29 protein-coding genes are annotated in these 14,288 nt (G+C 52.8%); all 29 read right to left on the minus strand.

Annotated elements, in window-relative coordinates; all coding sequences use genetic code 11:
- Positions 1-9 precede the first annotated feature (9 nt).
- Positions 10-993: a DNA-directed RNA polymerase subunit alpha gene (locus PQU89_RS16785; RefSeq protein ID WP_120809396.1), complete on the minus strand. Its 984-nt coding sequence runs from the start codon at positions 991-993 to the stop codon at positions 10-12.
- Positions 994-1,016: 23 nt separating this feature from the next.
- Entirely contained in the window at positions 1,017-1,637 is a 621-nt protein-coding gene (gene rpsD, locus PQU89_RS16790) for a 30S ribosomal protein S4 (RefSeq protein WP_047967688.1), read from the minus strand.
- Positions 1,638-1,655: 18 nt separating this feature from the next.
- Positions 1,656-2,051 (minus strand): 30S ribosomal protein S11, encoded by a 396-nt coding sequence (rpsK, locus tag PQU89_RS16795; protein WP_017507353.1) that lies wholly within the window; start codon positions 2,049-2,051, stop codon positions 1,656-1,658.
- Positions 2,052-2,066: 15 nt separating this feature from the next.
- Complete coding sequence (gene rpsM / locus PQU89_RS16800; protein ID WP_047967689.1) at positions 2,067-2,429, minus strand: 30S ribosomal protein S13; 363 nt, start codon at positions 2,427-2,429, stop codon at positions 2,067-2,069.
- 70 nt (positions 2,430-2,499) lie between these two features.
- Complete coding sequence (gene rpmJ, locus PQU89_RS16805) at positions 2,500-2,613, minus strand: 50S ribosomal protein L36 (RefSeq protein WP_011137711.1); 114 nt, start codon at positions 2,611-2,613, stop codon at positions 2,500-2,502.
- Between the two features lie 35 nt (positions 2,614-2,648).
- A complete protein-coding gene (infA, locus tag PQU89_RS16810) occupies positions 2,649-2,867 on the minus strand; it encodes a translation initiation factor IF-1 (RefSeq protein WP_047967690.1) in 219 nt (72 codons plus the stop codon).
- A 20-nt stretch (positions 2,868-2,887) separates the two neighbouring features.
- On the minus strand, positions 2,888-4,204 hold the full coding sequence (gene secY, locus PQU89_RS16815) for a preprotein translocase subunit SecY (protein ID WP_272766799.1): 1,317 nt from the start codon (positions 4,202-4,204) through the stop codon (positions 2,888-2,890).
- A gap of 10 nt (positions 4,205-4,214) precedes the next feature.
- On the minus strand, positions 4,215-4,649 hold the full coding sequence (gene rplO, locus PQU89_RS16820; RefSeq protein WP_047967692.1) for a 50S ribosomal protein L15: 435 nt from the start codon (positions 4,647-4,649) through the stop codon (positions 4,215-4,217).
- A 1-nt stretch (position 4,650) separates the two neighbouring features.
- Entirely contained in the window at positions 4,651-4,836 is a 186-nt protein-coding gene (gene rpmD, locus PQU89_RS16825) for a 50S ribosomal protein L30 (RefSeq protein ID WP_047967693.1), read from the minus strand.
- Positions 4,829-5,347: a 30S ribosomal protein S5 gene (gene rpsE, locus PQU89_RS16830; protein WP_047967694.1), complete on the minus strand. Its 519-nt coding sequence runs from the start codon at positions 5,345-5,347 to the stop codon at positions 4,829-4,831. The genes rpmD and rpsE overlap by 8 nt, the downstream gene beginning before the upstream one ends.
- A 12-nt stretch (positions 5,348-5,359) precedes the next feature.
- A complete protein-coding gene (gene rplR / locus PQU89_RS16835; protein ID WP_047967695.1) occupies positions 5,360-5,713 on the minus strand; it encodes a 50S ribosomal protein L18 in 354 nt (117 codons plus the stop codon).
- Positions 5,714-5,726: 13 nt separating this feature from the next.
- On the minus strand, positions 5,727-6,260 hold the full coding sequence (gene rplF, locus PQU89_RS16840; protein WP_047967696.1) for a 50S ribosomal protein L6: 534 nt from the start codon (positions 6,258-6,260) through the stop codon (positions 5,727-5,729).
- Positions 6,261-6,272: 12 nt separating this feature from the next.
- The gene (gene rpsH, locus PQU89_RS16845) at positions 6,273-6,668 is read right to left on the minus strand and encodes a 30S ribosomal protein S8 (RefSeq protein ID WP_047967697.1); all 396 of its coding nucleotides are present in this window, start codon (positions 6,666-6,668) and stop codon (positions 6,273-6,275) included.
- Positions 6,669-6,681: 13 nt separating this feature from the next.
- Positions 6,682-6,987 (minus strand): 30S ribosomal protein S14, encoded by a 306-nt coding sequence (gene rpsN / locus PQU89_RS16850; protein ID WP_082133788.1) that lies wholly within the window; start codon positions 6,985-6,987, stop codon positions 6,682-6,684.
- A gap of 4 nt (positions 6,988-6,991) precedes the next feature.
- Positions 6,992-7,531 (minus strand): 50S ribosomal protein L5, encoded by a 540-nt coding sequence (gene rplE / locus PQU89_RS16855; RefSeq protein WP_047967711.1) that lies wholly within the window; start codon positions 7,529-7,531, stop codon positions 6,992-6,994.
- Between the two features lie 9 nt (positions 7,532-7,540).
- A complete protein-coding gene (gene rplX, locus PQU89_RS16860) occupies positions 7,541-7,855 on the minus strand; it encodes a 50S ribosomal protein L24 (RefSeq protein WP_047967698.1) in 315 nt (104 codons plus the stop codon).
- A gap of 11 nt (positions 7,856-7,866) precedes the next feature.
- Positions 7,867-8,235, minus strand: a complete 369-nt coding sequence (rplN, locus tag PQU89_RS16865; RefSeq protein WP_047967699.1) for a 50S ribosomal protein L14 — start codon at positions 8,233-8,235, stop codon at positions 7,867-7,869.
- A 189-nt stretch (positions 8,236-8,424) separates the two neighbouring features.
- Complete coding sequence (gene rpsQ / locus PQU89_RS16870; protein ID WP_047967700.1) at positions 8,425-8,682, minus strand: 30S ribosomal protein S17; 258 nt, start codon at positions 8,680-8,682, stop codon at positions 8,425-8,427.
- Between the two features lies 1 nt (position 8,683).
- Positions 8,684-8,872 carry a 50S ribosomal protein L29 gene (gene rpmC / locus PQU89_RS16875; RefSeq protein WP_047967701.1) on the minus strand — a complete coding sequence of 63 codons (189 nt, stop codon included), beginning with the start codon at positions 8,870-8,872 and terminating at the stop codon, positions 8,684-8,686.
- Positions 8,869-9,288 carry a 50S ribosomal protein L16 gene (gene rplP / locus PQU89_RS16880; protein ID WP_047967702.1) on the minus strand — a complete coding sequence of 140 codons (420 nt, stop codon included), beginning with the start codon at positions 9,286-9,288 and terminating at the stop codon, positions 8,869-8,871. Before rplP ends, rpmC begins: the two co-directional genes overlap by 4 nt.
- Positions 9,272-9,976, minus strand: a complete 705-nt coding sequence (gene rpsC, locus PQU89_RS16885) for a 30S ribosomal protein S3 (RefSeq protein WP_047967703.1) — start codon at positions 9,974-9,976, stop codon at positions 9,272-9,274. Before rpsC ends, rplP begins: the two co-directional genes overlap by 17 nt.
- Before the next feature lie 10 nt (positions 9,977-9,986).
- Complete coding sequence (gene rplV / locus PQU89_RS16890) at positions 9,987-10,316, minus strand: 50S ribosomal protein L22 (protein ID WP_047967704.1); 330 nt, start codon at positions 10,314-10,316, stop codon at positions 9,987-9,989.
- A gap of 9 nt (positions 10,317-10,325) precedes the next feature.
- Entirely contained in the window at positions 10,326-10,604 is a 279-nt protein-coding gene (gene rpsS, locus PQU89_RS16895; RefSeq protein ID WP_047967705.1) for a 30S ribosomal protein S19, read from the minus strand.
- 7 nt (positions 10,605-10,611) lie between these two features.
- Positions 10,612-11,445 carry a 50S ribosomal protein L2 gene (gene rplB, locus PQU89_RS16900; protein WP_082133789.1) on the minus strand — a complete coding sequence of 278 codons (834 nt, stop codon included), beginning with the start codon at positions 11,443-11,445 and terminating at the stop codon, positions 10,612-10,614.
- A gap of 11 nt (positions 11,446-11,456) precedes the next feature.
- Positions 11,457-11,765 carry a 50S ribosomal protein L23 gene (gene rplW / locus PQU89_RS16905; RefSeq protein WP_047967712.1) on the minus strand — a complete coding sequence of 103 codons (309 nt, stop codon included), beginning with the start codon at positions 11,763-11,765 and terminating at the stop codon, positions 11,457-11,459.
- A complete protein-coding gene (gene rplD / locus PQU89_RS16910) occupies positions 11,762-12,382 on the minus strand; it encodes a 50S ribosomal protein L4 (protein ID WP_047967713.1) in 621 nt (206 codons plus the stop codon). Before rplD ends, rplW begins: the two co-directional genes overlap by 4 nt.
- The gene (gene rplC, locus PQU89_RS16915) at positions 12,382-13,026 is read right to left on the minus strand and encodes a 50S ribosomal protein L3 (RefSeq protein WP_272766800.1); all 645 of its coding nucleotides are present in this window, start codon (positions 13,024-13,026) and stop codon (positions 12,382-12,384) included. Before rplC ends, rplD begins: the two co-directional genes overlap by 1 nt.
- Positions 13,027-13,169: 143 nt before the next feature.
- Positions 13,170-13,481, minus strand: coding sequence for a 30S ribosomal protein S10 (gene rpsJ / locus PQU89_RS16920; protein ID WP_047967708.1), 312 nt, complete (start codon positions 13,479-13,481; stop codon positions 13,170-13,172).
- A gap of 18 nt (positions 13,482-13,499) precedes the next feature.
- A partial coding sequence (locus tag PQU89_RS16925) for an elongation factor Tu (RefSeq protein WP_272766801.1) occupies positions 13,500-14,288 on the minus strand: 789 nt, incomplete at its 5' end.

Consider the following 14,288-nt stretch of genomic DNA (forward strand, 5'->3'; position numbering starts at 1 on the left):
TATCCCGACTTACGGCTTCTCAAGACCAGCCGGTGGCCAGTTCTCAAGTTTCATGCCAAGGGTCAGGCCTTTAGAAGCGAGAACTTCCTTGATCTCATTCAGAGACTTGCGACCAAGGTTCGGAGTCTTCAGCAGCTCGGTTTCCGTACGCTGAATGAGATCACCGATGTAGTAAATGTTCTCTGCCTTCAGACAGTTGGCGGAACGTACCGTAAGTTCGAGATCGTCAACCGGACGCAGCAAGATCGGATCGATCGGCGGCGCCTTTTCAACGATTTCCTCAACTGCGGTGCCTTGCAAGTCTGCAAAAATCGACAGCTGATCAACCAGGATGCGGGCAGCAATACGCACTGCTTCTTCCGGCTCGATCACGCCATTGGTCTCGATGTCCAGCACCAGACGGTCAAGGTCTGTGCGCTGCTCCACACGGGCGCTCTCAACATTGAAGCTGCAGCGGTTCACCGGGGAGAACGAAGCATCGAGCTGGATGGTGCCGATGGTACGGTTGTCATCATGGCTGATGCGGGCGGAAACTGGCTGGTAGCCACGACCCTTCTCAACTTTGACTTCCATATCAATCTTGCCGCCAACCGACAGGTTGCAGATGACGTGATCAGGGTTGATCACCTCAACATCGTGCGGCAATTCCAGATCACCAGCCAAGACAGGGCCTTCACCTTCCTTTTTCAAGGAAAGAATGACACTGTCACGACCATGCAGTTTGAGTACTACACCCTTCAGGTTCAGAAGAATGTCGACGACATCCTCCCGAACACCGTCAAGAGCGGAATACTCATGCAAAACGCCAGCAATAGTAACTTCGGTCGGTGCGTAACCAGGCATCGACGAGAGCAGAATCCGGCGCAGGGCGTTACCCAGAGTATGGGCATAACCACGCTCGAACGGCTCCATCGACACACGGGCGTGTGTAGCCGAAACCGGCTGCACATCGATCAAACGCGGTTTCAGAAATTCCGAAGCGCTGTTTTGCATAGTCATTCCTTAAGAGCTAGCGATTACTTGGAGTAATATTCCACAACGAGCTGCTCGTTGATATCGCTAGACAGCTCGGAACGCTCAGGAGCAGTCTTGAAGACACCTTCCATCTTCTTGCTGTCAACAGCAACCCACGAAGGGAAGCCGATTTGCTCGGCAAGAGCCAAGCCTTCCTGAATACGCACTTGCTTCTTGGACTTTTCGCGAATAGCAACAACGTCGCCTGCTTTCACCTGGAAAGAAGGAATATTCACAATCTGACCATTCACAGTGATTGCCTTGTGGCTAACCAGCTGACGTGCTTCAGCACGGGTAGAACCAAAGCCCATGCGATAAACAACGTTGTCCAGACGGGCTTCAAGGATCTTCAGCAGGTTTTCACCGGTGGAGCCTTGACGACGAGCTGCTTCAGCAAAGTACTTACGGAATTGACGTTCCATAATGCCGTAAATACGACGAACTTTCTGCTTTTCACGCAGCTGTACACCATAGTCAGACAGACGGCCTTTTTTCGCGCCGTGCTGACCAGGAGGGGTATCAAGCTTACACTTGGAATCAAGTGCGCGACGGGCACTCTTCAGGAAGAGATCAGTCCCTTCGCGACGAGCAAGCTTACATTTTGGGCCAATATAACGTGCCATGTTCTCAGACTCTCCGGATTAGATACGACGTTTCTTGGGAGGGCGACATCCGTTGTGTGGTACCGGAGTCACGTCGGAGATGCTGGTAACTTTGAAGCCAAGGGCGTTCAGGGCACGCACGGAGGATTCACGACCAGGGCCTGGGCCCTTGATACGAACCTCAAGGTTCTTTACACCATATTCTTGGGCAACTTTACCAGCGTGCTCTGCAGCTACCTGAGCTGCAAACGGTGTACTTTTACGCGAGCCTTTAAAACCAGCACCGCCGGAGGTAGCCCAAGACAAAGCATTCCCTTGACGGTCAGTGATGGTGATGATGGTGTTATTAAAGGAAGCGTGAACGTGGACGATGCCATCGCTTACGCTTTTGCGTACCTTTTTGCGTACACGCACTGCTGTGTTTGCTTTAGCCATTATCTATGTTCCTTATTACTTCTTGCCGGCGATCGGCTTGCGCGGACCCTTACGGGTACGTGCATTCGTGCGGGTGCGCTGACCACGGCAAGGCAGACCGCGACGATGGCGGAAACCGCGATAAGAACCCATGTCCATCAAACGCTTGATGCTCATGGTAATTTCGCGACGCAGGTCACCTTCAACAGTGAACTTGCTGACTTCTACACGCAGAGATTCCATCTCGGCTTCGGTCAAATCCTTGATCTTGGAAGAAGGATTAACACTCGCGGAAGCACAAATGAGCTTCGCACGAGTAGAACCGATGCCATAGATAGCCTGCAGGCCGATAACGGCATGCGCATGATTGGGGATGTTTACCCCTGCAATACGGGCCATTCTCTTTCCTTAAGCTTTACGAGCTTGAAAAGGTTGCGATTGTAACATACGAAAACCCGGCTAACAAATGTTAGCCTTGTTTTTGTTTGTGACGCGGATCAGTGCAGATCACTCGTACCACACGATTGCGGCGAATGATTTTGCAGTTACGGCAAATTTTCTTTACCGAAGGTTGTACACGCATTTCAGTTCCTTTCTATCTGAAAAGAGCAAGTGCGACTACTTCGCACGGAACACAATACGGGCACGGGACAAATCATAAGGTGTCATTTCTACTGTCACCTTATCTCCCGGCAGGATGCGGATGTAGTGCATCCGCATCTTTCCGGAAATATACCCGAGCACAATGTGTCCATTCTCGAGCTTGACCTTGAAAGTTGCGCTAGGCAAATTTTCCAGGATCTCGCCCTGCATCTGGATGGTATCTTCTTTAGCCATAAAACTGCTACCGTTGACCGTCAGCGACCGGATGCGCCCTTGAAGTTGGCCTTCTTGAGCAATCCGTCATACTGGTGAGACAACACGTAGGACTGAACTTGTGCCATGAAGTCCATTGTCACGACAACAATGATCAACAGCGAAGTTCCACCAAAGTAGAATGGTACATTCCACTTCAGGATAAGGAACTCGGGCAACAAGCAAACCAGTGTGATGTAGATCGCACCAATAAGTGTTAGACGGAGAATGATTTTCTCAATATAACGCGACGTCTGCTCACCCGGACGGATACCCGGAATGAACGCACCGCTTTTCTTCAGGTTATCAGCCGTTTCCTTGGGGTTGAACACAAGGGCGGTATAGAAGTAACAGAAGAAAACGATAGCAGCAGCATAGAGCAGAACATACAGCGGCTGACCAGGATGCAATTTGTCTGCAACAGACTTCAGCACACCCAAGCCTTCGGTATTACCAAACCAGCCCAGTACGGTTGCCGGGAAAAGAATGATGCTGGATGCAAAAATCGGCGGGATGACCCCGGCCATATTCAGCTTCAGCGGCAGATGCGTCGACTGGCCCTGCATTACACGGTTGCCGACCTGTCGCTTGGCGTAGTTGACCAGCACTTTACGTTGGCCGCGTTCAACGAACACCACCAGGTAAGTGACAGCAATCACACCCGCAAACAAGGCAATCGCCAGCAGGATGGACAACGAGCCCTGGCTGGCCAGGGTCAGTGTCTTACCGATCGATCCGGGTATGCCAGCGGCGATACCCGAACAGATGATCAACGAAATACCATTTCCCAAACCACGTTCGGTAATCTGCTCGCCCAGCCACATGAGGAACATGGTGCCGGTGACCAGGGTCACCACTGTCGTTACATAAAACTCGGTCTGACCACTCAGTACCAGCTCCGGTTGCTTGAACAGCATGACAGCAATACCGAAACTCTGGAACGTAGCCAAAAAGAGCGTTGCATAACGCGTGTACTGAGTGATTTTGCGACGGCCAGCATCACCCTCCTTCTTCAACTGCTTCAGCGTTGGAACAATTTCTGAAGCCAGTTGAAGAATGATGGAGGCGGAGATGTACGGCATGATGCCTAGGGCAAACACCGAAAATCTCGACAGGGCACCGCCCGAAAACATGTTGAACATGTCAAGCAGGCCCGTCTGTGACGACTGGAACAACTTCGCTAGTTCTACCGGATTGATACCAGGCACCGGAACGTGGGCACCGATGCGATAAACAATCAGCGCGCCGATCAAAAAGAAAATCCGCTGCTTGAGGTCACCAAATTTACTGGCATTACCAACTAGAGAAGCATTCGCCACGAGCTTTACCTTATTCTACGAAGCTACCGCCAGCGGCTTCGATTGCAGCCTTGGCACCAGCGGTGGCAGCGATGCCACGCAGTTTAAGAGCACGCTCAACCTTGCCGGACAGGATGACTTTTGCGCCCAGAGCCTGCGTCGGCACGATACCGGCTTGCTTCAGGGACAACAGGTCGATCTCGTCAACCGGCATCAGCGCCAGTTCGGACAAGCGAACTTCGGCTACATCGCCAGCAGTCAGGGACTTGAAGCCACGCTTCGGCAGGCGACGTTGCAGAGGCATCTGACCGCCTTCGAAACCTACCTTGTGGAAGCCACCAGCACGGCTCTTCTGACCTTTGTGACCACGGCCAGCAGTCTTGCCCAGACCGCTACCGATACCACGACCCACGCGACGTTTTGCGTGTTTGGCACCGGCTGCAGGCTTAATAGTATTCAGCAGCATATTAACCCTCGCTCTTAACCAGGTAGCTGATCTTGTTGATCATGCCACGGTTAGCAGGAGTATCAATCACTTCAACGACTTGGTTGATCTTCTTCAGACCCAGACCATTCGCGCAAGCTTTATGAGACTCGATGCGACCAATCAGACTCTTAACCAGAGTCACACGGATTTTTTTAACATCACTCATGATCCGCCCCCAGAATCTGAGCAACGGTCAGGCCACGCTTCGCAGCGATCTGCGAAGGAGTTGCCATTTTGCTCAAACCGTCAATCGTGGCGCGAACCACGTTGTACGGGTTGGTCGAGCCATGGATCTTGGCAGTAACGTTGTGTACGCCCAGTGCTTCGAATACAGCGCGCATAGGACCACCAGCTTTAACACCGGCACCCTCTTTAGCTGGCTGCATGAACACAGTGGTCGCACCGTGCTTGCCGACAACAGCATGATGAATAGTGCCGTTTTTCAGCGGAACCTTGATCATGTTGCGACGAGCCTGTTCCATACCTTTTTGCACGGCAACTGGCACTTCTTTCGAACGCCCTTTGCCCATGCCAATACCACCGTCAGCATCGCCAACTACGGTCAGAGCCGAGAAGGCCATGATACGACCGCCCTTCACCACTTTGGTGACGCGGTTTACGCCGATCATCTTCTCGATCAGACCATCGCCACGATCTTCGATCTCGTGCTTAGCCATTCTTAACTCCGATTAGAATACAAGACCGTTTTCACGGGCTGCGTCAGCCAGGGCTTTGATACGGCCATGGTATTTGAAACCCGAACGATCGAAAGCAACTTGGTTGATACCAGCAGCCTTAGCTTTTTCAGCAATGTTCTTGCCAACAACCGCAGCAGCAGCGGTGTTGCCGCCATTGCTCAGGTCGGCACGCACAGCGGACTCCAGGGAGGAGGCGCTAGCCAGAACAACATTACCGGTTGCGTCAATCACTTGAGCATAGATATGGCTGTTAGTGCGATGAACGCACAGACGAGCCACCTTGAGCTCCGCAATACGGGCACGGGTTTTACGTGCGCGGCGGAGTCGAGTCTGTTTCTTGTCCATTTCAGGGCCTCAATTACTTCTTCTTGGTTTCTTTCAGAACCACAACCTCGTCGGCATAACGTACGCCCTTGCCCTTGTAAGGCTCTGGGGAACGATAAGCACGGATCTCGGCTGCGACCTGGCCAACCAACTGCTTGTTGGCACCCTTGATCAAAATCTCGGTCTGAGTCGGGGTTTCACACTTGATGCCGGCTGGCATGGCGTGAACAACCGGGTGCGAGAAACCAAGGGACAGGTTGAGTGCTTCACCCTGGGCTTGAGCGCGGTAACCCACACCAACCAGGTTCAGCTTTTTCTCAAAACCCTTGCTAACACCAATGACCATGTTGTTCAGCAGCGCGCGCAGGGTTCCGGACATGGAACGTGCGAACTTGCTGTCGTTCTTGGCGGCAAATTCGAGCTGGTTATCAACCAGCTTGACTTCAACATCAGCACACAGTGCTGTGCTCAAAGAGCCGAGAGCGCCTTTTACAGTCACTTCTTCAGCACCGAATTTCACTTCTACGCCAGCAGGGATGACTACCGGGTTTTTTGCTACGCGAGACATTCAACCCTCCGATTAGGCTACGACGCAGAGCAGTTCGCCGCCGATACCGGCTGCACGTGCTTTACGATCAGTCATCACACCACTTGAAGTCGAAACGATAGCGACACCAAGACCGTTCATTACTTTAGGGATTTCGTTGGAACCCTTGTAAACGCGCAGACCTGGGCGCGAAACGCGCTCGATCTTCTCGATTACCGGACGACCAACGTAGTACTTCAATTCAATTTCCAGAACCGGCTTTTTATCAGCATCGGTAACAGAAAAAGTCTCGATATAACCCTCTTCCTTCAACACCTGAGCAATGGCCACCTTCAACTTGGAAGAAGGCATTGCAACAACGGCTTTAGCAGCACGTTGGGCGTTGCGGATACGAGTCAACATATCGGAGATAGGATCTTGCATGCTCATTCTGTATCTCCTATTACCAGCTGGCTTTAGTCACGCCCGGGATCTCACCTTTCATGGCGAGTTCGCGCAGCTTGTTACGTGCCAAACCGAATTTACGGAATACACCGCGAGGGCGACCAGTCAGTGCGCAGCGGCGACGCTGGCGAACCGGGCTAGCATTACGCGGCAGGGTCTGCAGTTGCAGACGAGCAGCAAAACGCTCTTCTTCGGAAAGATTCTGGTTATTGATGATAGCGAGGAGCGCTTCACGCTTGCCGGCGTACTTAGCCACGAGCTTAGCGCGCTTCTCTTCACGATTAATCAAAGCTAGAGTTGCCATGTGCTTAGCCCTTGAACGGGAATTTGAACGCAGCCAGCAAAGCGCGGGCTTCCTCATCGGTCTTTGCAGTAGTGGTGATAGTGATGTTCATACCACGCAAAGCATCGATTTTGTCGTATTCGATTTCCGGGAAAATGATCTGCTCTTTAACGCCCATGTTGTAGTTACCACGGCCGTCAAAAGATTTGGCAGAAACGCCACGGAAGTCGCGTACGCGAGGCAGCGAGATCGTAACCAGACGATCCAGGAACTCGTACATGCGTTCACGACGCAGGGTCACTTTGCAACCAACCGGATAGTGGTCACGGATTTTGAAGCCCGCGATCGACTTACGTGCGGTAGTCACAACTGGCTTCTGACCGGCGATTTTTTCCAGGTCGGAAACAGCGTGATCCATTACTTTCTTGTCAGCTACAGCCTCGCCCACGCCCATGTTGAGAGTGATCTTCTCAATGCGCGGAACTTCCATCAGGGACTTGTAACCGAACTGTTTTACCAGCTCTGGTACAACAGTGTTTTTGTAAAAATCGTACAGACGTGCCATCTTCACCCCTTACGCGCCGATAACTTCACCGGTGGATTTGAAGATACGCACCTTGCGGCCGTCCTCAAGCACCTTGAAGCCTACGCGGTCAGCTTTCTGGCTACCCGCATTGAAAATAGCGACGTTAGATACATCAATCGGCATAGTCTTTTCAACGATGCCACCAGCGACACCACGTACTGGATTAGGCTTCTGGTGTTTTTTTACCAGGTTGATGCCTTCCACTACGACTTTGCCTTCCAGGACACGCAGAACGGAACCGCGCTTGCCCTTGTCTTTACCGGTGATTACTACGACTTCATCACCTTTACGAATTTTGCGCATCTGTGGTCTCCTTACAGCACTTCTGGCGCGAGCGAAACGATCTTCATGAAACGCTCGGTACGAAGCTCACGAGTCACCGGCCCGAAAATACGGGTACCGATAGGCTCCAGCTTGTTGTTCAGAAGAACTGCAGCGTTGCCATCAAACTTGATGAGCGAACCGTCAGGACGGCGAACGCCCTTGGCAGTACGCACGACAACAGCGTTGTACACATCACCTTTTTTCACGCGACCGCGAGGTGCTGCATCCTTGATGCTCACCTTGATGATGTCGCCCACGCCAGCGTAGCGACGCTTGGAGCCGCCCAACACCTTGATGCACATAACGGAACGCGCACCAGTGTTGTCTGCAACATCCAAAATGGACTGCATTTGAATCATTTGATTACCTTTCTATCCAACTTAATTCCGTCACTTTCTTTCACCTTCAAGAAGATGAAAGAAACGCCACCTAAAGTAAGGTGGCGTATCCAACGGCCAGTCTTGGACCCCGTAAGGGATGACTTCGGCTGAACACCGAATCACACATTATACAGAGGGGCAAGCCCCCCTGCAAGCATTACACACAGATTAAACTGCGCGCTCTACCAGTGAGGTCACAACCCAAGTTTTCGTCCGGGAGAGTGGACGAGTTTCGCTGATCACAACGAGGTCGCCAGTTTTGTACTGGTTGGTTTCGTCATGAGCGTGAAACTTTTTGGAGCGACGAACAATTTTACCGTAGATAGGGTGCTTAACTTTGCGCTCTACCAGAACAGTAACGGTCTTGTTCATCTTATCGCTGACTACTTTGCCGACCAGCGTGCGGACTACTTTAGTTTCGCTCATCTCAGGCAGCCTTTTCTTTCAGAACAGTGCGGGTACGGGCGATATCGCGACGCACCTTTTTCAGCTCACTATTCTTGGCGAGCTGTTGAGTTGCGTGCTGCATGCGCAGTGCAAATTGCGCCTTCAGCAAACCAAGCAACTCGGCCTTCAGCTCATCAACACTTTTCGCTCTCAGTTCGGATGCTTTCATTGCTGACCCACCTGTTTAATTACAAACACTGTCGGAATAGGCAACTTGGCAGCTGCAAGACGGAAGGCTTCGCGTGCCAGTTCTTCAGCAACACCATCCATCTCGTACAACATTTTGCCTGGCTGAATTTCGGCCACGAAGTATTCCGGACTACCCTTACCCCCACCCATACGAACTTCGGCTGGCTTGGAAGTAATTGGCTTGTCTGGGAATACACGGATCCAGATGCGACCGCCACGCTTGATGTGACGAGTCATAGCACGACGAGCCGCTTCGATTTGACGGGCAGTCAGACGACCGCGACCGATTGCTTTCAAACCAAAATCGCCGAAGCTAACTTTGTTGCCGCGGGTCGCGATACCAGTATTGCGACCTTTCTGCTGTTTACGGTATTTCAGTCTAGTTGGCTGCAGCATTTCGAGCTCCTGCCTTTCTGGATTTCTTCTCTGGTGCTACAGGGGCAGCCTGGACTTGACCTGGCTTGATATCACCCTTGTATACCCATACCTTGATGCCGATAACACCGTAGGTGGTGTGAGCTTCAGAAGTAGCGTAGTCAACATCTGCACGCAGAGTGTGCAGAGGCACGCGGCCTTCGCGGTACCATTCGCTACGAGCGATATCGATACCGTTCAGACGACCGGAGCTCATGATCTTGATGCCCTGGGCACCCATGCGCATTGCATTTTGCATGGAGCGCTTCATGGCACGACGGAACATCACGCGCTTTTCCAGCTGCGAGGCGATACCGTCGGCGATGATCTGAGCATCGATCTCTGGCTTGCGAACTTCTTCGATATTGACGTGCACAGGCACACCAAGACGACGCTGCAGTTCTTTCTTCAGAACTTCAATGTCTTCGCCTTTTTTACCGATAACAACACCTGGACGGGCGCTGTGAATGGTAATACGGGCGGACTTGGCTGGACGCTCGATAACAACACGACCTACCGAAGCATGCGCCAAGCGCTTCTTCAGGAACTCGCGTACTTCGATGTCTTGCTTCAACTGGCCAGCAAAGTCATGCGAATTTGCAAACCATTTGGAAGACCAGTTTTTAGTCACTGCGAGACGGAAACCCGTCGGATGAATCTTCTGACCCATAGCTTACCCCTTAGTTGCCAACACTGAGCGTGATATGGCAGGTCTGCTTCTCAATGCGGTTACCGCGGCCTTTGGCACGGGCGGAGAAACGCTTGAGACTAGGACCCTTATCAACGTAGATGGAAGTCACCTTGAGGGTGTCGATATCAGCGCCTTCGTTATGCTCAGCATTGGCGATAGCGGACTCAAGCACCTTCTTGATGAGCGCGGCACCCTTTTTCGGGCTGAAGGTCAGGATATTCAGTGCCTGGCCGACGGCTTGGCCGCGGATCAGGTCTGCAACCAGACGGCATTTTTGTGCCGACAGGCGTGCATTATTAAGTTGTGCAGAAACTCTCATCGCATCACCTTATTTCTTCTTGGCCTTCTTGTCAGCCGCGTGGCCTTTGAAGGTACGAGTCAGCGAGAATTCACCGAGCTTGTGGCCAACCATGTTTTCGGAAACATACACCGGAACGTGCGTACGACCGTTGTGAACCGCAATGGTCAGACCGATGAAGTCAGGCAAAATCGTCGAACGGCGCGACCAAGTCTTGATTGGACGCTTGTCGCTCGTTGCACGTACCGCATCTACTTTTTTCAGCAGGTGCAGGTCAACGAACGGGCCTTTTTTAAGCGAACGTGCCATAGCTCAATTACCCTTTATTCGAGAAGCGACGACGTACAATCATGTTGTCAGTGCGCTTGTTACGACGTGTACGGAAGCCCTTAGTCGGGGTACCCCACGGACTAACAGGAACACGACCTTCACCTGTACGGCCTTCACCACCACCGTGTGGGTGGTCAACCGGGTTCATGGCAGTACCGCGAACGGTTGGGCGGATACCGCGCCAACGGTTTGCACCGGCCTTACCAATCTTGCGCAGGCTATGTTCTTCGTTGCCCACTTCACCAACAGTGGCGCGGCAGTCAACGTGTACACGACGGATCTCGCCAGAGCGCAGACGCAGCTGAGCGTAGATGCCTTCACGAGCCAGCAGCATGGCGGAGCAGCCGGCGGAACGGGCAATTTGCGCGCCCTTGCCTGGTTGCAGCTCGATGCAGTGGATGGTGGTACCAACCGGGATGTTACGGATTGGCAAGGCATTACCAGCCTTGATCGGTGCTTCGGAACCGGACATCAGCTCAGCACCAACCTTTACGCCACGCGGGGCAATGATGTAGCGACGCTCACCATCCGCATAGCACAACAGCGCGATGTTGGCAGTACGGTTTGGATCGTATTCGATACGCTCAACCTTGGCCGGAACCGCGTCTTTGTTACGACGGAAATCGATGATGCGATACTGTTTCTTGTGACCACCACCCATGTGACGGGTAGTGATGTGGCCGTTGTTGTTACGGCCACCGGTCGAGTTTTTCTTCTCAACCAGTGCGGCGTGCGGGCGGCCTTTGTACAGGTCAGGGTTTACCACCTTGACAACAGCACGGCGACCAGCAGACGTCGGTTTTACTTTTACCAGAGCCATAGTCTATCTCCTTATTCCGCAGCAACAGGGGTAGCGGTCAGGTCGATTTCTTGACCTTGGGCAAGGCTCACGTAAGCCTTTTTCCAGTCCTTGCGCTTGCCGACGAAACGGCCAAAACGCTTGGACTTGCCCTTAACATTCAGCGTGGAAACGCCATCAACCTTGACGTTGAACAGCAGTTCAACGGCAGCCTTGATTTCAGGCTTGGTTGCGTTGGCAACCACGCGGAATACCACCTGCTGGTTTTTCTCGGCAACCATGGTGCTCTTTTCAGAAACTACCGGCGCCAAAATTACTTGCAGCAAACGTTCCTGATTCATGCCCATTGCTCCTCGAGTTGCTTGATGGCATCACGGGTGATAACAACCTTCTTGAAACGAACAAGGCTGAACGGATCAGCTTGCTGAGCTTCAATCACCAGGACGTTTGGCAAGTTGCGGGAAGACAGATACAGGTTCTCGTCGAGCTCGCCAGTGATGAACAGAGCACGATCCAGACCCAGGGATTTCACCTTGGCGGCAAATTCCTTTGTCTTTGGCGTTTCAACTGTCAGGCTGTCCACGACGATCAAACGCTCGTCACGTACCAGCTGCGACAGGATCGTAGCCATACCGGCACGGTATTGCTTACGGTTAACCTTGTGCGTGAAGTTTTCGTCAGGCGAATTCGGGAACGCACGACCACCACCACGCCACAGAGGCGAGGAAGTCATACCGGCACGAGCACGACCGGTGCCCTTTTGACGGAATGGCTTCTTGGTGGAGTGTTTCACTTCAGCACGAGTCAACTGCGCACGGTTACCACTGCGCGCATTTGCCAAGAATGCAGTTACTACCTGATGCACCAGCGCTTCGTTGTAGTCACGGGCGAAGAGTGCTTCAGAGGCTTGCAGGGCTTCGACTTGCTGACCCTGGGCGTTGATCACTTTCAATTCCATCATGCACCTGCCTTCACGCTAGGACGCACCACTACATCACCGTTCTTGGCACCAGGTACAGCACCCTTCACCAGAAGCAGTTGACGCTCCACATCAACACGGACAACTTCAAGGCACTGGATAGTGCTCTTTACGTTACCGTACTGACCAGCCATACGCTTACCCGGGAAAACGCGACCCGGATCTTGCGCCTGACCGATGGAACCGGCGGAGTTGTGAGAAACAGAGTTACCGTGCGAAGCGCGGTTGGAACTGAAGTTGTGACGCTTGATGGCGCCGGAGAAGCCTTTACCCTTCGAGGTACCAGTAATATCGACCAATTGGCCAACCTGGAAAATCTCGACGGAGATGGCATCACCAACGTTCAACGATGCCAGAGCCTCTGCGGACAGAGGGAACTCGCGCATTACGCGAGCGGCATCAACGCCAGCTTTGGCAAAGTGACCGGCCTGAGCCTTGGTTACACGATTTGCCTTGCGAACACCTGCTGCAACCTGAACGGCAGTGTAGCCATCAGTTTCAGCAGTCTTTACTTGCGATACGCGGTTTGCGGACATATCCAGCACAGTTACCGGGATGGTTGCGCCATCTTCAGCAAAAATGCGGGTCATGCCGACTTTGCGACCGACCAGACCTAAAGTCATGTTTATTTCCTTTACAGGCGCCGATTACGATTGACCGGCTTACTCAAAAGAAAAGCGGACTCACCACAATGGTGAGTCCGCTAATGTAACAATAAAATTCAATAACCGCAAGCACTTAGCTCACGGCGCATGAAATAGTGCTGTTACTGTAGCTTGATTTCTACATCCACACCGGCTGGCAGGTCCAGCTTCATCAGCGCATCAACAGTCTTGTCGGTCGGATCAACGATGTCCATCAGACGCAGGTGCGTACGGATTTCCAGCTGATCGCGGGACGACTTGTTAACGTGCGGGGAACGCAGGATGTTGAAACGCTCGATTTTGGTCGGCAGCGGAACCGGGCCCTTAACAACGGCACCAGTGCGCTTGGCGGTTTCAACGATTTCCTGTGCGGAGCGGTCGATCAGGTTGTAATCGAAAGCTTTCAGGCGGATACGGATTTTTTGGCTTTGCATATCGTTCTCGGCTTCCGATTAGGCGATGATTTTGGCAACAACGCCAGCACCAACGGTGCGACCACCTTCACGGATGGCGAAACGCAGACCTTCTTCCATCGCGATCGGAGCAATCAGCTCAACCTTGATTTCTACGTTGTCGCCTGGCATAACCATTTCCACGCCTTCTGGCAGACTAACAGCACCAGTCACGTCAGTCGTACGGAAGTAGAACTGCGGACGGTAGTTAGCGAAGAATGGCGTGTGACGACCACCTTCTTCTTTCGACAGAACGTACACCGAACCAGTGAATGTGGTGTGCGGCTTGATCGAACCCGGCTTAACCAGAACCTGACCACGCTCAACGTCTTCACGCTTGGTACCACGCAGCAGCACGCCTACGTTGTCGCCAGCCTGACCCTGATCCAGCAGCTTGCGGAACATTTCCACGCCGGTGCAGGTGGTCTTGACGGTGTTCTTCAGACCAACGATTTCCAGTTCTTCACCAACTTTAACGATACCGCGCTCTACACGACCGGTCACCACGGTGCCGCGGCCGGAGATGGAGAATACGTCTTCGATTGGCAGCAGGAACGGCTTGTCAACAGCGCGCTCTGGAGTCGGGATGTAGGTATCCAGTGCGTCGGCCAGACGGAAGATCGCTGGTTCGCCGTATTCGGACTGGTCGCCTTCCAGCGCCAGACGAGCGGAGCCGGTCACGATCGGGGTGTCGTCGCCTGGGAAGTCGTAGGACGACAGCAGGTCACGCACTTCCATTTCAACCAGTTCCAGCAGTTCAGCGTCATCCACCAGGTCAGCCTTGTTCAG

The sequence above is a fragment of the Vogesella indigofera genome (assembly GCF_028548395.1).
In the GTDB taxonomy this organism is placed as follows: domain Bacteria; phylum Pseudomonadota; class Gammaproteobacteria; order Burkholderiales; family Chromobacteriaceae; genus Vogesella; species Vogesella indigofera_A.